This is a genomic window from Cyanobacterium sp. Dongsha4, assembly GCF_036345015.1.
Taxonomy (GTDB): Bacteria; Cyanobacteriota; Cyanobacteriia; order Cyanobacteriales; family Cyanobacteriaceae; genus PCC-10605.
Genome location: NZ_CP084098.1, coordinates 1,825,350 through 1,851,958, shown reverse-complemented (window position 1 = coordinate 1,851,958; position 26,609 = coordinate 1,825,350). Strand labels below are relative to the sequence as shown.

The 26,609-nt window shown below is 35.4% G+C and carries 27 protein-coding genes and 2 pseudogenes; 13 read left to right on the top strand and 16 right to left on the bottom strand.

All coding sequences use genetic code 11. The features are described from left to right. Positions 1-7: 7 nt before the first annotated feature. On the top strand, positions 8-856 hold the full coding sequence (locus tag Dongsha4_RS07995) for a tetratricopeptide repeat protein (RefSeq protein ID WP_330205149.1): 849 nt from the start codon (positions 8-10) through the stop codon (positions 854-856). On the opposite strand, the gene Dongsha4_RS07990 is transcribed toward Dongsha4_RS07995, so the two are convergent. Then, positions 853-1,299, bottom strand: coding sequence for an SRPBCC family protein (locus tag Dongsha4_RS07990; RefSeq protein ID WP_330205148.1), 447 nt, complete (start codon positions 1,297-1,299; stop codon positions 853-855). The genes Dongsha4_RS07995 and Dongsha4_RS07990 overlap by 4 nt on opposite strands. Before the next feature lie 317 nt (positions 1,300-1,616). On the opposite strand from Dongsha4_RS07990, the gene trpC reads away from it, so the two are divergent. Then, positions 1,617-2,504, top strand: coding sequence for an indole-3-glycerol phosphate synthase TrpC (gene trpC, locus Dongsha4_RS07985; RefSeq protein ID WP_330205147.1), 888 nt, complete (start codon positions 1,617-1,619; stop codon positions 2,502-2,504). Positions 2,505-2,507: 3 nt separating this feature from the next. On the opposite strand, the gene Dongsha4_RS07980 is transcribed toward trpC, so the two are convergent. From Dongsha4_RS07980 to Dongsha4_RS07955, 6 genes are all read right to left on the bottom strand, one after another. Continuing rightward, positions 2,508-3,575, bottom strand: coding sequence for an NAD-dependent epimerase/dehydratase family protein (locus tag Dongsha4_RS07980; RefSeq protein ID WP_330205146.1), 1,068 nt, complete (start codon positions 3,573-3,575; stop codon positions 2,508-2,510). Positions 3,576-3,598: 23 nt separating this feature from the next. Next, the gene (locus tag Dongsha4_RS07975; protein ID WP_330205145.1) at positions 3,599-4,933 is read right to left on the bottom strand and encodes a hypothetical protein; all 1,335 of its coding nucleotides are present in this window, start codon (positions 4,931-4,933) and stop codon (positions 3,599-3,601) included. 241 nt (positions 4,934-5,174) lie between these two features. Continuing rightward, on the bottom strand, positions 5,175-5,450 hold the full coding sequence (locus Dongsha4_RS07970; protein WP_330205144.1) for a HepT-like ribonuclease domain-containing protein: 276 nt from the start codon (positions 5,448-5,450) through the stop codon (positions 5,175-5,177). Beyond that, on the bottom strand, positions 5,434-5,733 hold the full coding sequence (locus Dongsha4_RS07965; protein WP_330205143.1) for a nucleotidyltransferase family protein: 300 nt from the start codon (positions 5,731-5,733) through the stop codon (positions 5,434-5,436). The genes Dongsha4_RS07970 and Dongsha4_RS07965 overlap by 17 nt, the downstream gene beginning before the upstream one ends. A 46-nt stretch (positions 5,734-5,779) precedes the next feature. Further along, positions 5,780-7,096 carry a glycosyltransferase gene (locus Dongsha4_RS07960; protein ID WP_330205142.1) on the bottom strand — a complete coding sequence of 439 codons (1,317 nt, stop codon included), beginning with the start codon at positions 7,094-7,096 and terminating at the stop codon, positions 5,780-5,782. A gap of 68 nt (positions 7,097-7,164) precedes the next feature. Continuing rightward, positions 7,165-8,238, bottom strand: coding sequence for an NAD-dependent epimerase/dehydratase family protein (locus tag Dongsha4_RS07955; protein WP_330205141.1), 1,074 nt, complete (start codon positions 8,236-8,238; stop codon positions 7,165-7,167). Positions 8,239-8,461: 223 nt separating this feature from the next. Here Dongsha4_RS07955 and psbQ point away from each other — a divergent pair, with 223 nt between their 5' ends. The 5 genes and pseudogenes from psbQ to Dongsha4_RS07930 all read left to right on the top strand — a co-directional run. After that, positions 8,462-8,914, top strand: coding sequence for a photosystem II protein PsbQ (psbQ, locus tag Dongsha4_RS07950; protein WP_330205140.1), 453 nt, complete (start codon positions 8,462-8,464; stop codon positions 8,912-8,914). Positions 8,915-9,015: 101 nt separating this feature from the next. After that, a complete protein-coding gene (gene glmU / locus Dongsha4_RS07945; RefSeq protein ID WP_330205139.1) occupies positions 9,016-10,365 on the top strand; it encodes a bifunctional UDP-N-acetylglucosamine diphosphorylase/glucosamine-1-phosphate N-acetyltransferase GlmU in 1,350 nt (449 codons plus the stop codon). A gap of 520 nt (positions 10,366-10,885) precedes the next feature. Beyond that, a complete protein-coding gene (locus tag Dongsha4_RS07940; RefSeq protein ID WP_330205138.1) occupies positions 10,886-11,314 on the top strand; it encodes a hypothetical protein in 429 nt (142 codons plus the stop codon). A gap of 40 nt (positions 11,315-11,354) precedes the next feature. After that, positions 11,355-12,218 carry a LapA family protein gene (locus Dongsha4_RS07935; protein WP_330205137.1) on the top strand — a complete coding sequence of 288 codons (864 nt, stop codon included), beginning with the start codon at positions 11,355-11,357 and terminating at the stop codon, positions 12,216-12,218. 44 nt (positions 12,219-12,262) lie between these two features. Continuing rightward, positions 12,263-12,628, top strand: a pseudogene (locus Dongsha4_RS07930) (TniB family NTP-binding protein); the annotation flags it as partial. Positions 12,629-12,728: 100 nt separating this feature from the next. Here the strand turns inward: Dongsha4_RS07930 and Dongsha4_RS07925 are convergent. Continuing rightward, a complete protein-coding gene (locus tag Dongsha4_RS07925; protein ID WP_330205136.1) occupies positions 12,729-14,231 on the bottom strand; it encodes a type I restriction endonuclease subunit R in 1,503 nt (500 codons plus the stop codon). Continuing rightward, positions 14,206-15,210, bottom strand: a pseudogene (locus Dongsha4_RS07920) (type I restriction endonuclease). Before Dongsha4_RS07920 ends, Dongsha4_RS07925 begins: the two are co-directional and overlap by 26 nt. Before the next feature lie 52 nt (positions 15,211-15,262). Here Dongsha4_RS07920 and Dongsha4_RS07915 point away from each other — a divergent pair. The 3 genes from Dongsha4_RS07915 (at position 15,263) to Dongsha4_RS07905 (ending at position 16,233) form a co-directional block, all read left to right on the top strand. Continuing rightward, the gene (locus Dongsha4_RS07915) at positions 15,263-15,544 is read left to right on the top strand and encodes a hypothetical protein (RefSeq protein WP_330205135.1); all 282 of its coding nucleotides are present in this window, start codon (positions 15,263-15,265) and stop codon (positions 15,542-15,544) included. A 64-nt stretch (positions 15,545-15,608) separates the two neighbouring features. Beyond that, positions 15,609-15,833 carry a hypothetical protein gene (locus Dongsha4_RS07910; protein ID WP_330205134.1) on the top strand — a complete coding sequence of 75 codons (225 nt, stop codon included), beginning with the start codon at positions 15,609-15,611 and terminating at the stop codon, positions 15,831-15,833. Further along, entirely contained in the window at positions 15,826-16,233 is a 408-nt protein-coding gene (locus Dongsha4_RS07905) for a putative toxin-antitoxin system toxin component, PIN family (protein ID WP_330205133.1), read from the top strand. The genes Dongsha4_RS07910 and Dongsha4_RS07905 overlap by 8 nt, the downstream gene beginning before the upstream one ends. 52 nt (positions 16,234-16,285) lie before the next feature. Here the strand turns inward: Dongsha4_RS07905 and Dongsha4_RS07900 are convergent, their stop codons facing one another. Together Dongsha4_RS07900 and Dongsha4_RS07895 are read right to left on the bottom strand one after the other, a co-directional pair. Beyond that, positions 16,286-16,528, bottom strand: a complete 243-nt coding sequence (locus Dongsha4_RS07900; RefSeq protein WP_330205132.1) for a DUF4926 domain-containing protein — start codon at positions 16,526-16,528, stop codon at positions 16,286-16,288. Continuing rightward, entirely contained in the window at positions 16,525-16,863 is a 339-nt protein-coding gene (locus tag Dongsha4_RS07895) for a DUF6883 domain-containing protein (protein WP_330205131.1), read from the bottom strand. The genes Dongsha4_RS07900 and Dongsha4_RS07895 overlap by 4 nt, the downstream gene beginning before the upstream one ends. 618 nt (positions 16,864-17,481) lie before the next feature. Between Dongsha4_RS07895 and Dongsha4_RS07890 the strand changes: the two genes are divergently transcribed. After that, positions 17,482-17,625 carry a hypothetical protein gene (locus tag Dongsha4_RS07890; protein ID WP_330205130.1) on the top strand — a complete coding sequence of 48 codons (144 nt, stop codon included), beginning with the start codon at positions 17,482-17,484 and terminating at the stop codon, positions 17,623-17,625. A gap of 92 nt (positions 17,626-17,717) precedes the next feature. Here the strand turns inward: Dongsha4_RS07890 and Dongsha4_RS07885 are convergent, their stop codons facing one another. Further along, the gene (locus Dongsha4_RS07885) at positions 17,718-18,134 is read right to left on the bottom strand and encodes a DUF6398 domain-containing protein (protein ID WP_330205129.1); all 417 of its coding nucleotides are present in this window, start codon (positions 18,132-18,134) and stop codon (positions 17,718-17,720) included. Between Dongsha4_RS07885 and Dongsha4_RS07880 the strand changes: the two genes are divergently transcribed. Further along, positions 18,106-19,089 carry a cytochrome P450 gene (locus tag Dongsha4_RS07880; protein WP_330205128.1) on the top strand — a complete coding sequence of 328 codons (984 nt, stop codon included), beginning with the start codon at positions 18,106-18,108 and terminating at the stop codon, positions 19,087-19,089. The genes Dongsha4_RS07885 and Dongsha4_RS07880 overlap by 29 nt on opposite strands. Positions 19,090-19,167: 78 nt before the next feature. On the opposite strand, the gene Dongsha4_RS07875 is transcribed toward Dongsha4_RS07880, so the two are convergent. The 3 genes from Dongsha4_RS07875 to Dongsha4_RS07865 all read right to left on the bottom strand — a co-directional run bounded on the left by Dongsha4_RS07875 (position 19,168) and on the right by Dongsha4_RS07865 (position 23,865). Next, entirely contained in the window at positions 19,168-20,715 is a 1,548-nt protein-coding gene (locus Dongsha4_RS07875; RefSeq protein ID WP_330205127.1) for a pitrilysin family protein, read from the bottom strand. A 68-nt stretch (positions 20,716-20,783) separates the two neighbouring features. Next, positions 20,784-21,332, bottom strand: coding sequence for a phycobiliprotein lyase (locus tag Dongsha4_RS07870; protein WP_330205126.1), 549 nt, complete (start codon positions 21,330-21,332; stop codon positions 20,784-20,786). A 238-nt stretch (positions 21,333-21,570) separates the two neighbouring features. Further along, complete coding sequence (locus Dongsha4_RS07865; protein ID WP_330205125.1) at positions 21,571-23,865, bottom strand: hypothetical protein; 2,295 nt, start codon at positions 23,863-23,865, stop codon at positions 21,571-21,573. 425 nt (positions 23,866-24,290) lie between these two features. Between Dongsha4_RS07865 and Dongsha4_RS07860 the strand changes: the two genes are divergently transcribed. Then, positions 24,291-24,773: a hypothetical protein gene (locus Dongsha4_RS07860; protein ID WP_330205124.1), complete on the top strand. Its 483-nt coding sequence runs from the start codon at positions 24,291-24,293 to the stop codon at positions 24,771-24,773. Between the two features lie 67 nt (positions 24,774-24,840). Here Dongsha4_RS07860 and Dongsha4_RS07855 read toward each other — a convergent pair whose 3' ends face one another. Then, complete coding sequence (locus Dongsha4_RS07855; protein WP_330205123.1) at positions 24,841-26,607, bottom strand: glycosyltransferase family 39 protein; 1,767 nt, start codon at positions 26,605-26,607, stop codon at positions 24,841-24,843. Positions 26,608-26,609: the final 2 nt, after the last annotated feature.

Here is a 26,609-nt window from a genome sequence, read left to right as displayed (position 1 = left end):
TAAGATAGTGTTGTTTCGTTCTAAAATTTTTTCCATTCTCTTAAGTCTTGGTGTGGTTTCTGTTTGTCCATCTATGGTAAAAGCACAGGCTTTGTTACCCTACACACCTGAATTAAATAGTGAATACTTGGATAATTATGGTTTTCAACTAATACAAGATGCGGTGCAGTTAATTCGTTTTCGGGAATTTGATTTAGCTTCTTCTCGTGCAAGGTTGGCAGTGCAGTTATCCCCGAATCATTATGAAACATGGTTTATTTTGGGTACATTAGAAATTCAGACAGGGCAAATTGACCAAGGTGTCAATGCTTTATTAGAAGCGAAAAAACTAGCACCTGAAGAGTCAGAGGTTTTATTTTCTTTGGGTAATGCTTATTTTCAGTTAGCTGAATATGAATCTGCTGTCAAAGAGTTAAAAGCAGGTCTTAAAATTAGTAAAGAAGTTCCACAGGCTTATTTTGATTTAGGTAATGCTTATCTTAAATTGAATCAGTATGGAGAGGCAATAACAGCTTATCAGGAGTCGATTAAGTTGGAGTCACAATTTTGGCCTGCCATTAATAATATTGGCTTAGTGGAATATGAGCAAGGAAAAACGAATGAGGCAATAGCTTCTTGGCGAAAGGCTTTAGAAATCGATTCTCAACAAGCAGAACCTATTTTAGCGATCGCAGTTGCGATGTATTCACAAGGGAAACAACAAGAGGGGATAAAACTAGCCCAACAGGCTTTAAATTTAGATAATAATTATGGTGAAATTGATTTTTTAATTGAAAATCTTTGGGGAGAAAAGTTAATTGAAGATACTCGTAAACTATTTGCCAATAGTGCGATCGCATCTTTGTTAGAAAATTAGGTTTCACAGTGCTGTTGAGTAACTTCATGACGATAGGCAAACATATCGTGAAGACGAGAATTCACCCACCAACCTAAACATATTTCGCTCAACCATCCCCCCGGGATTTCATACTCTATTTTATCGGTAAGGCGAGTATTGCCCCCTTCGGTTTGAAATTGATGATAATGAGTCCAAGATACCATTGGACCTTTAATTTGCTCATCAGTAAATTGTTTGTATTTTTCGCATTGACTATGTCGAGCAATCCATGGAATATTAATAAAACCAAACATTAAGACAAATTCTGATGTTGCTCCCACTTCTAAACCCCCTTCCCTACGAATAACTTTTACTGGTTGCCAAGGGGGCGTTAATATTTGCAAAATATCTTCTCGCTCGTGAAAATGCCATACTTTGTCTATGGGGGCATTAATGACACTAGAATATTTAAAATTTAGCATAAGAGTAAGTTTATAGTATTTTAGTAGAATTACCTGAAAACAAAACGTATTTTGACGAAGGCAAAGAAAGGGCACTCATGCAAACTCCTCTTTATCGCCCTGTCGAGGCAGGGCTGTTTCACTCTAAAATTTTCTGGTTAAGGCAGGGAATAGGCACTCTTGCAATGGGCAATAGTTTTTAATTAACACTAACCCTAAACAACTTAATACCCCAATACCTTCTTCTAACCTATAGATCTTATACCGAACAGAGGTTATATTGAAGACTGTTATAATTGTGAAACTGTCTTTAAATAAGTAATTTTTTTTGAATATTAATGAAAATTCGTCGTCAACAACCATCTCCTACCGTTGCTATAGAAACTCTACGTTATCAAGTTAAATTACCTGAAAGTGAGCCTCAAAATATTTTAGAGAAAATTGTTTGGCAAAAAGAAGAAGAAGTGGCAAGGATGCGAGAAAAGGTATCTTTGTTAGAGTTGCGTAAACAGGTTAGTCAATTAAATGATGCACCTCTTGATTTTCTTAGTGCCTTAAAAAATTCATCTCGTCAACCTGCTTTAATTGCAGAAGTGAAAAAAGCCTCTCCTAGTAAGGGTTTAATTAGGGAAAATTTTGATCCTGAAGTTATTGCCAAAGAATATGAGAAAGCTGGTGCGACTTGTTTGTCTGTTTTAACGGATAAAGAGTTTTTTCAGGGGAGTTTTGATAATTTAAGTATTGTGAGAAATGCGGTTAAAATTCCCCTTTTGTGTAAGGAATTTATTATCTATCCCTATCAGATTTATTTAGCTCGTTTACGGGGAGCAGATGCAGTTTTACTTATTGCCGCTATTCTTAAAGATGCTGATATTAATTACTTTTTAAAGATTATTAATGGTTTAGGAATGACTGCCTTAATTGAGGTTCATACCCTAGAAGAGTGCGATCGCATTTTAAATATTGAAGGGGTAAAATTAATGGGAATTAATAATCGCAATTTACAAGATTTTTCAGTAGATTTAAACACTACAAAAAATATTTTATTAGCCCGTCAAGACATTATTAAGGAGAAACAAATAACCGTTGTTAGTGAATCAGGTTTATACGAGAAAAAAGACCTTGATTTTGTTCAGTCTGCGGGGGTAAATGCTGTTTTAATTGGAGAATCTTTAATGAGACAGGAAAATTTAGTTAGTGCGATCGAAAATTTGTATCAGGAGTAATATCTAAGTAAAGATGGACTTTAGCTGAGATTCATTTTTCTGAATCCATTGATAAATATCTGTTAAAGTTTTTTTCCCATCTCGTTGGGGTTGCCATCCTGTTTTTTCTATGACTTTACGGGAATCTGTGATAAAGATAGGTATATCTCCTTGTCTATTTTCTCTCACAGATGCGATCGCAATTTTATTTCCCGTAATTTCCTGACAAAGTTGGGTAGTTTCTAGCAAAGATAAACTATTTTCCACTCCACCACCCACGTTAAAAGTTTCTCCTTTTAATTCCTCCAGTCTTTCAATTTGAATATCGATTAAAGTCAACAAATCCGCTATATGCAGAAAATCCCTGACTTGTTTTCCCGTGCCACCATAACCGATATATTTCAAAGGCTTATTAAAGTAATGAAACGCCATCCATAAAGCAAATACACCCTGATCCACCTTACCCATTTGCCAAGGACCTGTCAACACTCCACAACGGTTAATTAAAGTACGAATACCATAACTATCGGCATATTCGGCAATTAATAACTCCGATGCTAACTTAGTTGTACCATAGAGCGATCGTACTTGATCCAAAGGAAAATTCTCGGCGATACCGTAACTAGAAGCTCCCATAATCTCTTGAGTTACATTAAGCTCAAAACGAGTATTCGTTTCCGAATAAGTTAATTCACGAAGATAGTTAATCGGATAAACCCGACTGGTGGAGAGAAAGATAAAATCCGCCATTGTTTGTCTTGCCAACTCCAAACAATTAATTGTACCGACTAAATTGGTTTCTAACAAATACTTAGGAGAATTGTACCCTGCCAATACAGAAGGTTCAGCAGAACACTCTAAAATCAAATCAGGCTGTAATAAACTAGCGTCCAAATCTTCACTATTACGCACATCGCCATGAATAAAGTGAATATTAGCTTCTGCTAGTCGAGGTAAATTAAGCTCAGAGCCACGTCTTTTGAGGTTATCTAGGGCTGTAATTTGCCAATCAGGATATTTTTGACCTAAACCTAAAGCTAAGGCACTTCCTACGAATCCTGCACCGCCTGTAATTAATACATTTTTTTTCATAACAATTTAATATATTTATTTTTTTATTTTCTAATATTTAAACTTTTTAACTTTTCATTTCTTTGAACCATAATTTCTATATCAGGATATAAATAAGATAAACATTGTTTATTTATTTCTGATTCTATGGGGTAGTTAATATCGTTTAAACATCTTTTACTTTTCTCCCTAGAAAGGTAAGATTCATAGCCATATTTAATAGAAACAGTAGAATTTATTATAAAAATAATACAAAAAACTGTACAAAATGCGATCGTAATTTTTTTAAAATAACTATTCTTTAAATCACTTTTTTTATTTAATAAAAAATATCCTATATAAATAAGAGAAATATATAACCAAATCATAGGAGTTAAGTATCTTGAAGATGTTGCCTGACCAACTCCAAAACCTGCTCTTCCTAGAGTTGTTATCAAGGCAAATAAAACAGAATATAAGCTAAAAGATAATGGTAATAAATAATATTTTTTAACCTTAGTTAATCCTTTTAAATAACAATAAAAGTAAAAAGCAATTAATATTATAAAACTAAAAAAACCAATGATTGCCCTCGATTTTATAGTCGGTGCAAAAGAACCTATTAAAACAAAAAAATATTTTATTCTTGTAAAAGCATTTTCAGCATTAAATAATATATTCGGATGATGACTAGGTTTATGATAATCAATTAAATAAATAGAAGTACATATTAAAAAAGATGACACCCAAAAAATAATGATTTTAATTTTGCTATTTACATTTATTTTCAATCCTAGTATAAGAGGGAGAACAGCCAACCAAATAAGTAATCCATGAGCAGAAGAAAAACTGGCTATAAAACAAAAAAAAGCTGAGTAAAAAAGATACCTATATAAATTTTCTTTGTTAACTTTTATCAAAAAATAAATACTTATTATGAAACATAAATTAATTAAAAACCATGCTATTTGAAATCCCCACAACCAATTTTCCCACTGACCTAATGAAAAAACTAAAAACCCAATTAATAAATTAATAAGATGCTGTTTTTTATTCTCATTATTAAATACAAGATAGTTAATTTTACAACAAAATATAAATGAGGTTATTACTAATAAAACACTTATAAACATTAATTGCTTTGTATTCCATCCATTAATTAATATCAGTGCTATAAAAATTAATTTGGGAATAATTATTCTATGTTCGTTATGTTGTATAAATAAATCTTGGAAAGATAGTGTATTTGAAAAAATTTTATCAAATAATGTAACTAATTCCCATTCATCCCAAAAAGGTATATCAACACCAAATAAAGAGATAAAAAATATAACAGTAATAATCGGTATAGAGTAAAAAAATAATAATGTTAGATTATTTAATTTCACTTTATTTAGCATAATTTTATTTAACTGCTTTAATGAATATTTGAGAGCCAAACATTGACTAGAGAATCAGTATTTTAAGTATATCAATAAGAATACAAAAATTTATTATATTGCAAAGTGGTTTAGTAATTGAAATAATTAATCTCCCAATGAAAAAAAATCATTGCTTTTTAACTTCAATTTTTTACTTTTTTACTTGTAGCAATGAATCCAAGATAATAATTAATTCAGGTAAATCTTTTTTGAGGGTTTGCTATAATATTTTTTTATTAATATCAAAATAGGCATGAACTAAACGATTTCGCATACTAATCATCGCTGACCAATGTATTTCTGGATGATGAGCCTGATATTCTTTTGACACCTTTCCTGCTGCTTCTCCTACGATTTCAATAGCTTTAACTAAAGCAAAAACCAGTAAATCATCATTATCTAAATCAGATTGATTTTTTCCCTCAATGAAAGTCATCGCTTTAAGACTAGCATCCAACATATGGTGTAGTCTAATCAAATCACTGTCTTGTATCATATTGCACCTCTGCCACGTCTAATACCTGTTGTCGAAAATAGCGACTCAAATCTTCAGGAGTGCGCAAATCAACGGTACGCTTAAATATTGAGGATAATTCTAACTCCATTTTTGCAAGGGTAATTAAACCAGGTATATTTTCGGGGAAGAACTCAACTAATACATCTATATCACTCTGTTCATTAAAATCTGATCTTAACACTGAACCAAATAAAGATAGCTTTTGAATATGGTGTTTTTGACAAAAATTGGAGATAGATTCTTTGGGTATATTTATATTCATAATTACCTTAATTAATTTTCTTTTTTATTATATAAAAATTATCAGTTTAATCAGAAGATTTAACTTTAATTGCTACTTCTTTTCGCCGATAATCACCCCTCGAAAGATGCTTTTCTAACCATGTATAAAGCACAATAAAAAGGTAACGACTACCCATTTCTTTTAGTTTTAATTTTGATATTCCTGCCGATCGATTCTTCCATGTAATAGGTATAATGGCATAACTATAACCTCGCACGATCGCTTTTAGGGGTAGTTCTACGGTAAGGTTAAAATGATGGGAGAGAAGGGGAGATATACCCTCAATCACTTCTCGGCGATACATTTTAAAGGCATTAGTGGTATCGTTAAGAGGAAGCCCGAATAATACTTGAATAAACAGATTTGCGAAACGGTTAATGATTAGCTTATAAAAAGGATAGTCAATCACCTTGCCTCCTTTGATAAATCTCGAACCGAATACGCAATCATATCCCTCCTGAATTTTATTATAGTAATCAATCATATTCTCAGGATTATCGGAATTATCCGCCATGACAATAGCAACTGCATCCCCTTTGAAGTTTTCTAAACCACAGCGAACAGCAAAGCCGAAACCATTGGGATAGTAATTGTTGATATAGCGTACTTTCAGATTATCTTCGTGCAATTTTTGTAAAATAGCTTCAGTATTATCCTTACTGTTATCATTCACCACTAAAATTTCATAGTTGATGGAGGTGCGATCGAGATGTTCACTGATATTATGGATAGTGTTGACGATGCAATCTTCCTCATTGTGGGCTGGAATTACCAGAGAAAGTAAATTAATTTTATGTCTATTTGCCCCTAAATCCCCAATACTGGGGACTTTTTTCTCTACTCCCGCAAATTTGGGGGCAGGGGGGCTATCTTCGACTAAGGCAGGGGTTAAGGCTTCTGGAAAATAGGCTTCTTTGCCTTGATTTTTGCCACTGGTGAAGACAAAGCGATCGCTAATGATAAAATTGAGGGAAGCACTGATTAAAGCCCCGAAAATCGTATTTACGCTGTAGCTAACTCCTAACCAGTCTAACAAAGGGAATACAAAAAAAACTCGTACTATAATCGCTGTTCCAGCCGAAACATGATACAGAGGAAGTTGTTTGAAAAGTACGTTAAACCAATTCCAACTACCACCACGCCATACCCAGATGCGATAAATAAAGAAACTGGCAATCAGAGAAAGTTCGATCGAGATTAGGTTAGCAAGATTGCGTAAAAACGGCGTATCAAAACCCAATTTATCAATAAGGAGGAAAATCAGCAGTAAATTGATAGCGGTAGCCACACCGCCTCCTAACAAAAACTTAACTACTTTTCCTGACAATATACTTTTATTCATAGTCTAATTTAAAAGAGCGATCAACAGATGTGAGTTGAGTATTATTGAACCCCTACGACTATTTCTCCTTATAGGGCTAACCATCGATCGCAATTATTATGGTAAATTTCCGTTAAAATATCCTTAATGGTATATTGGAAATGCCAATCAGAATAGTGACTTTGAAACTTACTTACATCGCTAATCCACCAAATATGATCTCCAATACGGTTTGTTTCGCTATAACTCCAATTCATCTTTTTCCCTGTAATCTCCTCACAAAGTGCGATCGCCTCTAACATCGAACAATTACTAAAGCGACTCCCACCGATATTATAAACCTCAGCTACACGAGGATTTTGATAGAAATGATAAAAGGCATTAACCAAGTCATAACTGTGAATATTATCCCGAACTTGTTTACCCTTGTAACCGTAAACCTCGTAATGATTACCAGTCATAGCACAACGCATCAGGTAGGATAAAAAGCCGTGCAACTTAGTACCAGAGTGACTTGGACCTGTTAAGCAACCCCCCCGAAAACAAGCAGTTTTCATCTCGAAATACCTTCCATATTCTTGTACTAATACATCTGCCGCCACCTTAGACGCACCAAAGAGAGAATGTTGCGTTTGATCAATACTCATAGTTTCATCAATGCCCTTAAAATAGGGATGATTTGAGTCAATTTCCCACCGTAATTCTTCTTCTTGCAGGGGTAAAAAATTCGGTGTATCTCCGTAAACTTTATTAGTAGAGCAGAAGATAAAAACCGCTTGGGGGCAATATTTACGGGTACTTTCCAATAGGGTTAGCGTACCATTAGCGTTGATAGTAAAATCAGTATAGGGATCATTTACTGCCCAATCGTGGGAAGGTTGTGCCGCAGTATGGATAATTAGGCTTATATCCCTGTTATATTTCTCAAAGATAGATGCGATCGCACCTTGATCTCGAATATCTACGTCAAAATGTGTATAGTTTTTTTTGTAAGTGTCAAGCAGATGATTTTTGTTCCATTCCGTAGAGGCATCTTCCCCGAAGAAAACTCGACGCATATCATTATCAATACCCACCACATCAAAACCTAACTCAACAAAATATTTGACAGATTCTGAACCTATCAACCCTGCTGACCCCGTAATTAAGACAATTTGTGACACAACCTGAAACTAAGTATATTGACTGTTCTGTTTAAAGATATATAGTAACTCTATTTTCATCACACAATTGATTGTAGAACAGAGTAAAAATTTATAACTAGCAACTGGGATTATCAGTAAACGAAAAACCATATTAGCCTAAGAATTAATTACTATTGACAGTTGACAATGGAGAGTTGAAAATTAAACATACAAACCATTAGAAAAATTTATTAAAGAGCAAATGAAAAATTTATTTCGTCCTCTCTTGTGTTTAATTTTAGTCTTTACAACAACATTATTAGTTAGCTGTGGTTCACCTACCAAAGCGAAAATCCCCACCGTTTACACCCCTGAAAAAATTGCTCAATTAGAAGAATATCGTACCCCTATTGCTGAAGCAAGAGGTCAAATGTCCACCCTTCAACAGTTAATTGACGCAGAAAATTGGGTTGATACCAGAACCTTTATTCATGGTCCTTTAGGGGAATTACGTCAAAACATGGCGATTGTAGCCCGTAAATTGTTACCTAAAGATCAAAAACCTGCCCAACAAATTGCCAGAGACTTATTCGGACATTTTGAAAGAATTGATGCGGCCGCCAAAGACAGAAATAGCGTTAGTGCTAAAAATGAGTTTTCAGAAGCCATCAAAGATTTTGATGCTTACTTAAACTTAGTTCCTAGCAACAGTTAAGCTGAGTTTGGGGAGTTCGCTACGCTCGTACACTCCCTTTGGTCGTGAACGGAGTTCGGAGTTATGGGGAATTGGTAAAATAAATTGAGTAGGAAATGACAATGTTAGCAGTTGCAATCCTCGCCGCAGGAAAAGGAACGAGAATGAAGTCTCAACTTCCTAAAGTGTTACATAAGTTAGGAAGCAAAAGTTTAGTCGAAAGAGCATTAAATAGTTGTGATTTAATCAAACCCGATCGCAGTTTAGTTATTATTGGTTATCAGGGAGACAAGGTCAAATCTGCCCTTAATCATCTGTCTGGAGTCGAATTTGTAGAACAAACAGAGCAATTAGGCACAGGACACGCCATTCAGCAGTTAATGCCTCCTTTAGACGATTTTGAGGGGGATTTATTGGTTTTAAATGGAGATGTACCCCTATTGCGATCGCAAACTATTGAAGAATTAGTCAAAACTCATCAGGAAAACCAAAATGATGCCACTCTCCTAACAGCAAATATGCCCAATCCCAAAGGTTACGGAAGAGTATTTTGCGACAGTAATAATATTGTTACCCAAATCGTAGAAGATAGAGATTGTAATAGAGCCCAAAAACAAAATAATCGCATCAATGCTGGGGTTTACTGTTTCAATTGGCAAAAATTAAAAACCGTTTTACCCAAATTAAGCACTAATAACGATCAAAAAGAATATTACCTCACAGAAGTATTTGACTATCTCGATCGAGTCATGGCTTTAGATGTAGATGATCATTTAGAAATAAGTGGTATTAATGACCGTTGTCAGTTAGCAGTTGCTTACGACATATTACAAGCCAGAATCAAAGAAGCATGGATGATGGCAGGAGTAACTATGATTGATCCCGATAGCATCACCGTTGAAGAATCTGCTCAACTAGGCATAGATGTGATCATAGAGCCTCAGACTCATATTAGGGGAAACACAATAATCGGTAACGGTTCTCATATTGGTCCTGCTTGTCTCATCGAAAATAGTCAACTAGGAGAAAACGTAAGAGCATTGTACTCGGTCATCAGCGATGCTCAAGTAGCAAATGATACAAAAATAGGACCCTATGCCCATTTACGAGGAGGAGTTGTCTTAGGTGAAAGTTGTCGAGTGGGCAATTTCGTAGAAATCAAAAAAAGTAATATTGGACATAAAACAAATATCGCTCATTTATCTTACATTGGAGACGCAACTCTCGGTAATCAAGTCAATATCGGTGCAGGGACTATTACAGCTAACTATGACGGTGTAAATAAACATCCTACCATTATCGGCGATCGCACCAAAACTGGTTCAAATAGTGTCTTTGTCGCACCTGTTAATATAGGCGAAGATGTAACCATTGCGGCAGGTTCAGTTATTACTCACGATGTACCAGACGACAGTCTTGCTATTGCCAGAGAGAAACAAAAAGTAATCAAAGGATGGCGGAAAAAGAATTAATTAAACCTCAGTTCGATTTAAAAGTTGTTGCTATGGTTAGGTTTCAGGTTGCTGGTTGCAGGTTTTAGGTTTAATTTTCTAATCAAGTTGTTTAATTAATCTAAAGATTGAAAATAATAAAATCAATAAAGATGTGTTTTTTATCAATTCTTTAACCCGATACCTAACACCTGATACCTGACACCTTTCCAAAACCGAAAATTCTATATCGAACTCAGGTAATTAAGGGGTAAACCCCTCTGTGTCTCCCCTTAAAAGAAACCCCCCTTTATCTTGCCTCGAGAGGGGGAGGGCAAAAGGCAAAGTTAAAAGGGCAAAGGTAATAAACCATTAGTAATTAGTAACTTCAGCTTCTTGATGACGATAGTTTCTTCTAATCCCCTAACTCCTAACTCCTAACTCGTTTCTCTTTGATACCATTCCCAAATCTGGAGATTAGCTTAAAAATACTAAAAGAATGTAAATCAATCGTTACCATAGAATAGAAGTGAAGGTAAAATCGTAATCTATGATTATTTCTATGGCAGAGTCAGCAAAAGTAAAAAAATATCTCGCCTATTGGTTTCAATTGGGAAAAAAAATTATTATTCCTAGCCGAAACACAGTCATATTACCTTCTAAAATTTTAAATGGTCACGGTTATGCTAGTGAGTTTGAAGAATGTTGGCAATTAGTCACTAACGAAAATATAGGAGATTGTTATTTAGAAGGTACATCTCAAACTATTCAACAATTACTGTCTTCTAAATGGGATATTACCGAATGCGCTCGTTGCAATATGCCAGTACCAATGATTGATGTGGGTGTGCAAAGTAGCAGTTGTGTTTGTAATGATATGGATAACTGGCCTAACAATGAATTACCCTCTCCTCGTCAACCAATTAATAATCAAGACAATCTCAAACGGATTTCCGAATCTCTTAAGCACAAAAAAAATAAGCAAAAATGATATTATTTTTAAATGATTATTACCAGTATTCAAAGATCTAATGGGATTTAAAAGTTTTGTTTTAATAGGTTCGATCGCATTTTTTATCATATTTGCATTACAAAATAGAGGTGCGATCGCTCTTACCTTTTTCGGCTTTAACTCCCCTGCCTTACCCCTTTTTATTTGGATACTTATAGCATTATTTGCCGGGATGATTTCTAGTTTATTGATTAATCTTTTAAGTAATAACCCAATTCCAAAAACTAGAAAAAACCAATCTTTGAATTCCCCCTATTCTCCCCCCCCTCAACCATCTCCCCAACCAATAAAAGCAAAACCTACCATTTCCCCTAACCAGAATCCCCCCACAGAAATGAAAAAACCCCAATATCAGTGGGAAGAGGATGATGTTTTTGAAGATTTACCAGATACTCCTATTATCGATACTTCCTTACCCATCAATAACCCTCCAAAAAATGAGCTAACCTATCCCGATACTCAAATACAACAAGAATTTGAATTGCAAGAGAATATAGAAGCGGATATCAACAAAATAGAAGAAGAAATTAAATCTGAAGAACAAAAACCCATTGATAACTCCCCCATTGAAGCTGAAGCAGAAAGCAAAACTTCAATACCAGAAATAAATAAACCCTCAGAGGAAAACTATCCGCCCGAAAATTTACTCAAACCTCGTCAGGCTTCTCCATACTCCTATCAATCAAGAGAAAAAACAGAAATCAACCCAAAAAAAATCAAAAAAACTCCATCACAAAGCGAAGAAAAATCCCCTCCCCAAGCAAAAAGAACCTATAAAGGAGTTTATGATGCACCTTATCGTGTTATTGCTCCCGCCCAAACGAATAATACTCCTGAAAATTACGATGATTTTGATGATTTTGATGATGATTGGGATTTCTGATTATTAATAATTAAACCTCTCATCTATTTAACCCTAGTTCACTTAAAGAGTTTTGTTACTGTACAGTGGGAGAATCTCGTACGGGAAAAACCATCGCCTGTAATTCTTATCGTTTGAGACATAAGCCTACACAGGAGAACGGTAAACCGCCTCAAGTACCTGTGATTTACGTGCAAGTACCTCAAGAGTGTGGAGCAAGGGATTTGTTTCAAGCAATCATTGAACACTTGAAGTATCAAATGACGAAGGGTACGGTGTCAGAAATCAGAAAAAGAACCATGACAGTATTGCAAAGATGCGGTGTGGAGATGATTATTTTAAATGAAGCGGGTCACCTACCGGTACTTAAACTAAAAATATCAAAATATGAGTCTCAAATCTTTATGAATCAAAGATTTTACATCGATTGATAACTTTTCCTTTGATAGTAGGAGTTTCAGCCATTTTTATCGTGTTTACCTAAATACTTTACCCTGACTGTATTCTAGGCTATTTTTGTACAAAAATTTCTCAAAGTACCGCTACTTCCAATTTGGTTAGTAATAAGCCTAAAGCCACTTCTCGATCTAAGGTAGGTTGTCCTTTACCGCCACTTTCAGCGTAAAAACTCAGGGCTTTTTTTAGTTCACTGGCTAACCCTAAGTAATCTACTACTAACCCCCCTTCCTTCTCAAAATAAACTCGGTTGATGCGGGCGATCGCTTGCATGAGGTTATGGGCTTTGAGGGGTTTATCAATGTACATGGTATGGAGACAGGGGGCATCAAATCCTGTTAACCACATATCACAGACAATGACCATTTCTAGTTCATCTTCGGCATCTTTGAGGCGTTGGGCGAGGATTTGACGGTCTTTTTTACTGGTGTGGTGTTGGACTAGATTTTCCTCATCGGAGGCGTTAGCCGTCATCACCACTTTAATTTTGCCTTTGGTTAATTCTGGGTGATGCCAGTGGGGAAGCAGTTTAATTATTTCTGCGTAGAGGTTAACGGCAATACGGCGACTCATGGTGACTATCATTGCCTTACCACGATTAGCCTTTTGTCTTTGTTGAAAGTGGTTAACTATGTCGAGGGCGATCGCACTCACCCGTTTTGTTGCTCCTACTAATGCCTCTAGTTGAGTGCCTTTGGCTTTGGCTTTTTGGGTAGCGGTTAAGTCTTCAAACTGTAAATCATCTTCTAATTCTTCTAGCAGTTGTCTGCCTAATTCGTCCAATTCTAAATGAACTAGCCTACTTTCATAGTAAATGGGAACAGTAGCACCGTCTTTGACTGCTTGGCCTATATCATAAATATCAATATAGTTACCGAAAACTTCTTTAGTATTTTTATCGCTTTGTTCAATGGGTGTACCAGTAAAGCCAATAAAGGTGGCATGGGGTAAGGCATCTCGGATATAACGGGCAAAGCCGTATTTAGTTTGTTTGTCAATTACGTTGCCTGTCTCATCTTTAATATCAACCTGTTTGGCTTTAAAGCCGTATTGGCTACGGTGGGCTTCATCGGCTAAGACAATGATATTATTACGGTCTGACAGTTGAGGATAAAGGCTTTCACCATCGGTAGGGGCGAATTTTTGAATAGTAGAAAATACTATCCCCCCAGAGGCGACTTGTAATAGTTCTTGCACTTTAGCTCGATCTTCTGCTTGTTGGGGGCTTTGGCGCAGTAGTTGACGGCAACTGGCGAAGGTGTCAAATAGTTGGTCATCTAAGTCGTTACGGTCAGTCAGGATGAGTACGGTAGGATTGTTGAGGGTTTCACAAAGAACTAATTTACCTGCTAAAAATACCATTGACAGGGATTTTCCGCTTCCTTGGGTATGCCAGACAACTCCCCCTCTTCTATCTCCTTCTTGATTACAGGTGATGTTTTCTGTTTCATTTTTTCTGTCACTGGCAAGATTTCTGTTGATTTGAGAGGGGGTGGTTAAATTATCTATTTTAGAGGGGTTAGGAGAGGCTATTTTGCCTGTCTGGGAGTTATTAGGAGAGAAACATACCAGAGGCACGAATAATGCTGTCTAAGGCTTTATTAACGGCGTAATATTGATGGTAGGCGGCGATTTTCTTAGTTTTCTTGATGGTGACTATATCGGTTTTGGGATCTTGGTTTTGGGTGGCTTCAAAGACGGTAAAGTGACGGATTAGGTCTAAAAGGGTATGTTTATTAAGCATTCCCTCGGTTAATACTTGTAATTGATTAATTATCTTATCTCCCTCGGTTGGGGAGGGGTTATAGAGAGATACATTTTCCCACTGGGAGGAGTTATGGAAGGGTAAATTTTCCGTCATCTTCAATGCCTCTGTGTCTTCGACTTCGCTCAGGTATCGGCTGTTGGTTTTCCATTCCATGAAGCGGTTATAGTCTGCTGAGAGTGAACCTGCTTTGGCGGTAATACCATCGGAGATGACTAGGAGGGCGTTATAGGTAAAGAGGCTTGGCATTTCCCGTTTATAGGTTTGGAGTTGGTTAAAGGCTTTGTAGGTGTCGGCTTTGGCATCGGCAGGGTTTTTCAGTTCAATGACTACTAAGGGTAAGCCATTTATAAACAGGATAATGTCTGGGCGGCGGTTATGGTTATCTTCAATAATGGTAAATTGGTTAACGGCTAAAAACTCCTTATTGTCTGGGTTTTGCCAATCAATGAGCCACAGTTGTTCGCCTCTGGTTTCGCCTTGTTTTTGATATTCAACGGTAATACCTTCGGTGAGCTATTGATGGAACTTTTCGTTGTTACTGATTAAGTCTGGGCTGGTGATATTGAGTAATTCTCTAATTGCCTGTTGTCGGCAATGGGGGGGAATATCTGGGTTAATACCACTGAGGGCGTTTTCTAGGCGGTTAAGTAGCACTACGTCACTGAAGTTTTCTCGCTCTTGGTTAATGGCTTCTGGTTGGATGTCATAACCGCAGAGGCAGTCATAACCTAGGCTTTGTAAGATTTCTAGGTTAAACAGTTCGATGTCGTCTTCAGTGGTATATTTCATAGCATATTTTTCTTCCCTATAATCAAGTTATAACAATAAATCAATTTTGACTATGTTAAAAAAAACCTTTGATGTCAATTTATTACAAGAGGGGTTATCAGAGTTATTGTCAGCTATTCAAAATCAGGTAGAGGTAACTTTAACCCGTGATGGTGTACCTTTAGCAAAAGTTTTACCTTTTCCATCTAATGAGGAAAAAGTGACTGGGGATAATAAGTCATTAAAGCCTCGCATTGCTGGTGGTTGGGAAGGGCAAATTTGGATGGCAGATGATTTTGATGATGAGTCTCCCGAAATTAACGCTATGTTTTACGATGATATTAGTTATACATAGTTATTTTTTTTACTAGTTCATTATAAAATACTTTGTTAATATCTCTTGTTAAAAAGGTAAAGTTATGACGACAATTACTATTCCTGTAGCAGAAGAAGTTAAAAAGGCTTTTGAATCTGCTAAACCTGAAACTCAGCAACAATTAAGTTCTATTATTAGCTTATTTTTTCAATACAATTTAGCCGATAAAAGTCTAACTGATGTCATGGCAGAAATTTCTAAAAATGCCCAGGCAAGGGGTTTAACTCCTGAAATTTTAGCGGAGATTTTAGCAGAAGACAATGATTAGAGTTGTTATAGATACTAATATATTTGTTAGTGCGTTATTGTTTGAAAATTCCCTACCTTTTCAAGTGGTTAAGTTAGCAGAAAAAACGGGAATTATTTTATTTTCTGAAGCTACTTTAGGGGAGTTAAAACAAGTTTTGAGTCGTAAAAAGTTTGATAAATATGTAACATTACAAGAAAGGGAGGCTTTTTTGTTAAAGTTAATGACTGCTGGTGAAAATGTGGTTATTCATCGGAAAATAACGGCTTGTCGTGATGAAAAGGATAATAAGTTTTTAGAGTTAGCTATTAATGGAAACGCTGACTTTATTATTACTGGAGATAATGACTTATTGGTTTTAAATCCTTTTGAAAATATCCCCATTATCAACCCTGATGTTTTTATTAATAGTTATCAATAATTAATCTTTAATCTCTAACTTTAATTTCTCTTTTCATTAATTAACAAATATTTTAAACTTCAATTAAAGAGCGCACGGTGAGAATTTGGTTTTCTTCTAGGGGATTAACGGCACTTTTCGGCACTATCACTTCATTAATTGATTCTCCAAGGGCGTTAAATATTTCTAAAACATAGCCTTCTTCTCCGCCTTCAGGATGAGGCACGGTATCAATAAAGGTGGCTATATCTCCTTTTCTCAAGTTATATTCGGGGAAGTTTTGATTAAGGGAAACTCTTTGATATAGTTCAATCATGGTTGTTTTTTCTCCTTGTTAGGTTTAAGGGTGATAAATTGAATTTGATTGTCATTTTTCCGTTTTAACCAAACAGTAATGACGGCTAAATTGTGATTATTTACTCCTTTTAATTCTCCTTTGACTTGATAGAAAATTCCGTATTGATTACTTCTGTCTTCTATGGCTTCATAGTTGGTAATTAGTTCAATAATAGCAATCTTTAATTGTTCTGGGTTGGCTTGGGTAAATCCTGCTTGAGCAAGAAATTTTGATTTATCGTCTTCTTCCCGATGGATTAATAAATAATTGCTAATTTTACTATCAGGAATGATGACTTTATTTGGTAATTTCATCTTTTACTCTTATCTGTCCACTCATTAGTTTAGGTAGTAATTCATCACGAGTTTTTGTTAATGTTTGAATTTGTTTTGTGTTCAAAAAAAATTTCTGATCTAAAGAAGAAATAATACTTTCAAATCGACAAATTATTGTATTACTAGGAATAATACTGGCTAAATTATTAAAGTTGTCTTTATTAAGAGAACCAAAAACAGTGCCTTCAGTCTCAAAAGTATCAAAGGTTTTTCTATATGATTTGAGTTTGTATAAGCAGTAAGACTTATTCTGACTCTTAACAGCCGATAACCCCCTACCAATACAACATTTTTCAAATGCAACGTTAATATCGGTACTTAGACAAAACTGAGGTTATGTATTTATAAAAATTTACTTTAGCGACTAAAAAGCTATGGACAAAAATTGATAAGGTGCGATCGCATTTTTTTGTGAGGAGGAGGAGGGATCGATACTATAACTTACAATTACAAATAAAAAAAACTTTTCAAGTTTACTAAAAAAACATTGCTAAAAAGATATGATAATTAAACAAATTTTATCTCAATTATATGATTATTTAAAATCAAATTATCAAAATAATTTAAAACAGGTTATATTAAAGAGGGTCTTAAACTATGAATAATACTCGACAAAAGTTTTTCGAGAAAGCAAGAAAAAGTTTAGAAGTGGCAAAACAAATTAATCTCGATCGCATACCCAGAACTTCCCATGATTGGCAAACTATCGCTTCAGCTTTGTCTGTATCTGCAAGTATTTGAACTCATGATCAAGATTTTTTTCGATGTGGTATAGCTATCTGGGCAACGGATATATTAATTTCTTATTTTATCTAGTAATAAAAAATAAAAATCTATTTCCAATCCAAGATTTGCTTCAAGGTGCTTGCTATATTGGCAATTGCCGCCATTGGATGACTTTCAGAAACACTAGGCATCATCCATTCTTGATCCAATCTGCTCATTTCCAGTAAATCACGAATTTGTTTTGATTTTCCGCAACCTGTACTTTCTGAAACCCCTAAACGTTGATAAAGTTCTGAAGATTTCATGTAAGGTTCAAAAGAAGAATCTGCTAAAAAGCTGATCATCCCTAAGGCATGAATAATACCACAAGCCCAAGATTTTGCCTTCCCTTTACTTAATGGGGATGGTTGATAGTTGCATAAAACTGCGGTTAATTTTCGAGAAAATTCTAAATATTCGTCATTAAGATAATTGCGACAAAAATCATCTGTTAAATTGGTTATTTCATCATATTTATTTTTCATCGATCGCACCTTGAGAAAATGGGCAGAAATGGGCAAATTGACCCTGTTTCCAGAAATGAAGGAAATGACCTTTGAGATTGCTAGTGTGCTATTGTTGGGCAGTGAAATAGACAATCAGGCAGAAATTAAGCTACTTTCCAAAAAGTTTGGCGAATTAACTAAAGGCTTATTTGCTTTTCCCTTTAATCTACCGTTTACTAAGTACGGCAAAGCTCTAAAAGCGAGGGATTTTCTTTTGCAACATATAGAAAAAGAAATCGAGAAACGGAAAAATAACTTAAAAGAAGATACCATCAGCCTACTACTTCAAAGCCAAGATGAAGAAGGCAACCGTTTTTCTGAAGCTCAAATCAAAGTTCAAGCCTTATTAATGCTATTCGCAGGACATGAAACTACAACGTCCATGTTAACTTCTTTTTGTATGGCTTTGGCACAAAATCCCGAAGTGCGAGAAAAGGCTATTTTAGAACAAAAAACCCTGATGTATGAGTCTGATTTTACGATGGAACAGATCAAAAAAATGACTTATTTAGATCAAGTATTAAAAGAAGTAGAAAGATTCTATCCCCCCGTTGCTGGTGGTTTTCGAGGAGTAGTTAAGCCTTTTGTTTATAATGGCTACTATGTGCCGAAAGGGTGGCAAGTATTGTATAGGATAGAAAGGACTCATACAGATCCTAACATCTATACTGAACCGAAAAAATTCGCTCCTGAAAGATTCAATAATGAGAGAATGGAACATAAAAAGAATGACTTTAGCTTAGTGGGTTTTGGCGGTGGTGCAAGATTTTGTCTCGGTTATGCTTTTGCCCAACTAGAGATGAAAATTTTTGCTAGTCTATTATTGAGAAACTATCATTGGCAACTAGAACCAAATCAGGACTTATCTTTAGATCGTATTCCATCTTTACATCCGCGATCGGGTCTTAAAATAGCATTATACTCAGGAAGATAAAAATAAAAAACAAATTTCCCCCTAACACCCTAATCCCTTAATACTCCAATACCCCAACACCGTAAACTCTTAACCTTTCTAATTCATGGGTTTTGTTATCAATCTACCCACAGTTTTATTATCAGATGTAAAAGTATTTTGAGCAACCCTTTGAATATCTTGGGCAGTAACGGCAGAAATTTTGTCTAAACTTAAAAACAAATTACGCCAATCTCCTGTTTTAGCTTGATATTCTGCTAATAACTTCGCCATACCTGCATTAGAGTTAAGACTGCGTAGTAAACTAGCTCTAGCTTGAGTTTTTACCCTTTGCAATTCTTCTTCTGTGACTAAGTCTAATTTTAATTTTTCTATCTGTTCGTGTAAAGCTACTTCTAAATCTTCTAATTGTCTTTCAGGAGCTAACATGGCATAAAATAACATTAAATTGGGGTATTTATCTCCGGGGAAACCGTTAAACCCTGCCGCCGAAAGAGCTATTTTCTGTTCATCTACTAAGGATTGATACAACCGGGAAGTACGTCCGCTACTCAAAATAGAACTGATAATATCATAAACCACATAATCAGGATCGTTAATGTTAGGGATGTGGTAGCCTTCTAAATACCAAGGTTGGGAAGGATATTCGATCGCAACTTCTTTTGTTTTAGTTTGTTTTGGTTCGATTATATTTAATTTAGCGGGTTCAGCACTAGAAGGAAAACGCCCGAAGTATTTATTAGCCATTTGCTTAACTTCGTTGGGATTAACATCTCCGACAATGGCAATAGTAATATTATTACCCCCATAGTAACTATCAAAGAAATTTTGTACATCCTCTCTGGTTAAGTTAATGATGTCTTCTTCATAACCGATGACAGGGCGTTTGTAAGGATGAGTGGTAAAAGCGGTATCTAAAAAGGCTTCTACCATTTTGCCTACAGGAGAATTATCCGTACGCAACTTTCTTTCTTCGAGAATTACTTGTTTTTCCTGATAAAATTCCCTAAAGACTGGATTTAAGAAGCGATCGGATTCTAAATACATCCATAATTCTAATTTATTAGAGGGAAAATTGTAAAAGTAAACCGTTGAATCTGCCGAAGTCGCCGCATTTAAACCAACTCCCCCCTCTAACTCTATTATTTGTCCAAATTCATTTTGCTTAACTAAATTATGGGCTTGATTATTTAACTGTTCAAATTTATTTTCTAATTCGGTTAATTGTTCTTGATTATTCTCCTTTTTAGCTTCTTTTATTTGTTGAAAAGTCTTATCTAAGTCTTCTAAAATCTGTTTTTCTTTTTCATAGTCTATCGTACCAATTTCTTTGGTCCCCTTAAAGGCTAAATGTTCTAAAAAATGGGCAACTCCTGTTTTTCCTTCCGGTTCATTAGCACCACCAACATCCACATAAGTGTTAAAAGAAATAACGGGGGCTTGGTGATTTTCTAAAACGATAAAATGAATACCGTTGTTAAGGGTAAATTCTGTGATGTTTTCTTTTACTTGATTGAGATATGGTTCTATGGATTGACTGCTTTCATTTAAGGATGTTTTAGCTAAAGCTAGTTCACAATTATTTGTCCAAGCGAGAAAGATTATTAATCCGAAAATAAAGGCTTTATATAAGGGTCTAAAAAACATATAAATTTAGTTTTCAAATATTATTTTGATGAAATTATAGATAATTATTTATCATTAAAATTATTAAACTAATCTTCTTTTTTAACTACTCTTTTGATTTCGGAATAAAAGCAAGTTTGTCGTACTTGATTATTGTGTTTGAAAATAGTATTTCTTAGACGTAAATTATCACTGGCAAAATTAATTCTTTCCTCAAGGTATTGATCATCTTTTGTTATTCTTAAAATTAATGATTCATCTTCTGCTAAAACATATTCTCCCTTAACTACTTCCGATGAGTTCGTAATTCTGACAATATTACCTTTATTGAGATCATCTTCAGAACGAAATATTAACATTAAACTTTCTCCCGTTTGTTTTGGTTTTCCCCAATCAGGTGAATTATCCCAACTAGATGCGAGCACCAAGGGTGCGGCTACCCCGAACGCACCTAAACTCAAATCGAGATTCAAATGATATTGGTTGGCTAACTGAGTTATTTTGCTATCATCAGCAGTTAAAAGAGTAAGAGTAACATTAGCTTTTGCATTATCTACTTGATTTTGAGGAAGATGATAAGTAGTGCGTTGAGAAAACCAATCACCAACAAATTTATCTAAAAAATTATGAATATCCATTCTTATAAAAAAATCATCATATTAAGCAATGGTAGTAATTATAACCTGACATCGTTCCAGATAATTAGTGAACTTGGGTTCAGAGTGAGAGATTGAGGAATAGGGGATTAGGGGAAAACTTATTCTTCAATTGCTAATTACTAATTGTTAATTGCTTCTTTCATGTTGCCTATTCTCTTTTGTTCACACTTCTGACACCACTTTTTCATTAACCCCTAATTATTTAATTGAGGTTAATTTATGTCAACGCTTCAAAAGCTACGCCTTCAAGGGTGAATTGAGGGAAATTTTCCAAGATATTGTTTTTTTCTGTCTCTGTAACATAGAGATATGTACCGGGTTGTTGGGTATTTTGAAAACGGTAAAAGTCTGTAGCCATATCAGCATCTGCGTCATAGGCATAAAAAGCGATTCCCTCTTCCACAAAGTTAGGATTATTTTGCCGAATACTGATGCTTTCTGTTTCGTTAGCATAAAGATAAGTTCCGGGGACATCCGTATTTTGAAAACGATTTAAACGAATTAAAGTATCATTTTCTGTACTGGAGGCTTTAAACGCAAATCCTTCTTCGACAAAGTTGGTAAAGTCTCGGCGGATAACTTCGCTTTCTGTTTCGTTAGCATATAAATAAGTGCCGGGGCGATCGCTATTTTGAAAACGATTAAAGGTAGTGGTTAAAAGGTTTTCAGGCTTATCGGCTGGATCTATTGGTGTACCAATTAAAGGAGGCTCAACGGGATCTGCTAAACCAACAAATTGTACAACCCCATCACCACCAACTATATTTTCTGGATCTGATACAGAACTTTCTCTTGTCCAGTTGTTAGCTAACCAAACATTGCCACTAGGGTCAACTTGCACGGCTGTAATATGTTGTAGAGCTTCACTTTCAAAAACAGTGGAATTTCTGGAATTTTCTTGATTGAGGAGTACTAAACTAAAATTATCAAAACCTCCTGCCCAAACTTGATTTCCTGAGTCCACAGATAAGCCCCACAAGCCGAAATTTTCTAAACCAAGGGGAAATTCTTGAGTTTCTTTTGTCTCTTTATCAATGAAAGTTAGACTCGAAGTTGTCCAATTTGTAACCCATGCGTTGCCATCTGTATCGAAAGCAAGGGTTCTCGGGGTGCCAAAGGTGTGAGGAAAAGGAGGAGATGTGGTAGGTGCGTTGGTGGGAATATTCTCGATTAATTTGATTTCTCCATCTTCATAGTCGAGGACAGTAACACTGCTATTTCCTGCTTGATCATTTGTTACCCATGCCAATCCTTCGTTATCAATGGTAATGTTAAAGGGTTTACCAATGACATCATTATCTGTGAAAGTAACCGCCTGAGATGGATTACCTTGAGGATAAACGGTGACTGAGCCTAAATCATCCAAATCTGCAAAGCCCCCACTATTGGGAATCCAAAGGTTGCCTTCTTGATCAATCGCAATTCCTTGGGGGTTATCATTTTCTTGGATACCTACACTACTCCACAGGTCTAAATTAGCCGTGTTATTTTCAAAGTCAGGGGTAAAGCGAACAATAGAACCGTTACCATAGTTAGCAAACCATGCTTTATCATCAACTCCTACCGCTACTCCGTAACCTACCCCATTAACTAAACTGGTGTCGGGAATGGGGCTATCAACAATAGGACTACCTAAAATTGGTTCTCCTGCTGGATTTAAAACCGTTATCTGACTGGCGGGGATGCGATCGCCCTCTCCATTAAGAAAAGACTGATAATCCCAATTATTAGCAATCCAAGCGTTACCCTGACTATCAAAAGCCATTCTCCCGACTGCATACATTCCACCCTCGGTATAGTGAAGAGGAATCGGTAAAGTGGTGCGAAATTCCTCTAACATTGGTAAAGGATTAGAAGCTGATTCGGCTAAACGGAAAAAACTTCTGGCATTGGCTTCACTCAGGGTTTGGTTTAATTCTTCTGCTAAATTAAATAATGCCTCAAAAGTGCTTTCAGGGCGATCGCCGTTTGGTAAAGTAGTTATATCAAAAAGAGTATTGCGATTTTGTTGAGTGGCGATACTAGCAGATAAAGTATTAACCAGAGTATTAAAAATTAACAGGGCTTCTTCATTATCTTCATTGGCAATAATTACTCCTGCTTCCCCTGTTTCAATATTGGCAATGTTAGGCACAATGGAAAAAGCATTATCTAATCCCGGAGAAGGACCAAAAATAGTACCATCATCGCCGATAAACTGTGCTAAAGCATAAGTGGAGGCGATAGTAGTTCGTTCATTGATGGTTACATTTTGACTATCTGAATTAGGGTTAACACTACCAATAGCATTGATTAGGATAACTTCACTATCTTCGGCATTACTTTCAGAAGCGACAATATAAAAAAGATCATCTTCACTAAAATTGTCTAAATTAAATTCAAATGAACCATTAGCATTAGTGGTGGTTTGTCCAACAAGATTAGCCTCTTTTAAATCTGATTTATATACCAATACCTGTCCAAATCTGATACCCTGTCCATTGGCAATAACTTGCCCATTAAGTGTCGTCATGATCAAAAATTACTGGTCTTTAGTTTTACACTGACCTCATTCTAAGTATTTTTATCCATAAACAAAGATATTCTTAATATCCCTTAACCTCTATTAAAGTAGAGGTAATTATCCCCTTCAGGATGAGATAGCAATAGGATAATTAAAATGTTGAGAAGCTGTTAACTTTTCATCTTCAGGAAAAGGTAAATCAGCAATAGTCTATTCCCTCTTTCTTCAGTTTGAGTAATTCAATAACAATAGTTAAAACCTATATTTTTATTATTGCTTATTTATGCCGACAACAATACCGATAGTTATACCAATAATTAATGTGTCTTATATCGATAAACAATAATTTTAAACCGATTGCTGTACCAACATAACTCTATTTACTGATAATATAGGAGTAGCTAACCGATAAAAATACCGATTAATATACCGATATGACTGCTAAAAGAGTTAATAATGACTTTCATCGTTTAGATATTAAATTGCCCATTGATGTTTATGAGCAAATATCAAAAATAGCGGCTAATAGTTTTTCTGCAAGGATTCATCACATCAGTGGAAAACCAGAAATAACACAGACTCTACTTTATCTTTTAGAGCTAGGGATACAATCTTTTCTCGATGGAAATGAACTGATAAAAAAGTATGATACCGATAAATATGCTGATACCATACCGATAACTGAGAAAGGGGTAAAGCAATTAATTAAGGATGAGCTAATACCCATTCAATCTAAGCTCGATGAGCTATCAGAGGTGGTTCATCGGTTAATTTATACCGATAGCAATACCGATACTTTGTCCATAGTGTTGTCTGAAGGAACATTGGCAAGAATAACTGATAACAATACCGACAATTATACCGATACTAACACCGATAACATTACTCCTTCAGAATCGCTTAAAGGTACTTCTTAAACCTCTTTCCTAACTCCGTTCACGACTGAAGGGAGTGCATGAGCGCTCTTTGCCTTCTCCCCTAGCTCTAATGCTCATTACTCATTATCAATTTTTTATCAATTCTAATTAATTTGTAGGCTTGTTTTTCTGATAAAATTTCGTAGCTTATATCATTAATTTTACTGTTATTTAAGTAGTTAGATTCTCCCAGAATAATTATAGTGTCACTAGGTATTGTGTGAGTTTTTAAAAACTCTTTTAGTTCTGATGTGTCATAAATAAAATTAATGTTTTGGTTACTATAATAAACGGTACTATAGCGAGTAAAACCTAATAAAAATACTTCTTCTTCTGGTTTGATTACTTGGGAAATTTGTTTTGATATTTCTCTAAAATCTAATTGTCTTTCTCGATCTAAAAGAGGAATTAATGGAGGAAAAGTTAGGGTAACAAAACTGAGAAAAGCGATAAAATTAGCACTCCAAAGCCATTTTCTTAGCCTTTTTTTAGATAATAAATAAATGCCTAGTATAGCACCTGTCCCCCAAGAAATTGCCGCCATAATGGGGATTCCTGATGTTACTAAATTCTCTGCTAAGGTGGGAGCGGTGGGATCTTCTCCTATTAATTTACCGCTAATCCCAGATGCGATCGCAAGTGTAATAAGAATTAAAATATTAACAATACTGCTAATTATAAATAGCCAATTATTTTTATTTTTATGGTTGTTATTTTCCCTCAGTTTTTCGCCCCAAAATAAGGCTAAAATAATTACTACTGCGGGGGTAATAGGAAGAGTATAACCCTGTAATTTAGTATCGGCGGAGGAGAAAAAAACGAAAGTGGTAATAAACCACGCAAAAGCATATATTCCTAAGTGAGAATTACGGGCAGATTGTCTTACAGTTTGAATACGCCAACAAGATAATTGGATGACGGCTATGGGGAAATAAATTGACCAAGGTAACATTAATACCGTAGCCCAAATAATATAATAGTACCAAGGTCCTGGATGGTTAAAAACAACTTCTGTAAAGCGTTGAAAGTTACTTTCTAGGATAAATTCATTGATAAAAATTTCTCCGTCAAAAATGGTAGCCATGATATACCAAGGGAGAGAAACAAGCAAAAATAAAGCTAATGCACGAAAAGGCTTCATTTCCCAAAAAATTTCCCAAAATTTGCCCACATATATCAAAAAAGCACCTATTCCTAACACTGGTAAAATAATACCAATAGGACCTTTGATTAAAACTGCGATCGCAGCTAAAATGGGAGACAGACAATAATAAACCGTTTGTTGCTTTGGTTTCTCAGGTTGAGCATAACCCAGAAAAAAAGATAGCATCGACAAGCCAATAAAACTAGATAGTAACATATCTGACACTGCCACTCTGCCCCAAGCTATCCAATAGGGATTTAATGCCATAATACCTGCACCAATCCAAGCGGTTAACCATAACTGTGGCGAATTAATTTCTGGTTTTTCACCAATAAAGCCAAAATAACGTAAAGTATAAAATACCACAAACACAGATGCGATCGCACTTAAAGCCACTGGGAATCTAGCCGCCCATTCACTGATACCAAAAATTTTAAAACTTAATGCCAGAAACCAATATCCCCCCGCAGGATAAGAATAAAAATAATCTCCATTCCAATGGGGGCTAATCCAATTACCTGTAAGCACCATTTGACGGGCAACTTCTACATATAAAGCCTCTGTTTTGTCGATTAAACCAATATTTCCTAAACCCATCAAAAAAGCTAACCAACAAACAATACCGATACAGATAATAGAAACTATCCATAATTTTTGTGATTGTTTATGCCATAACTGCTGAAATTGCAAAG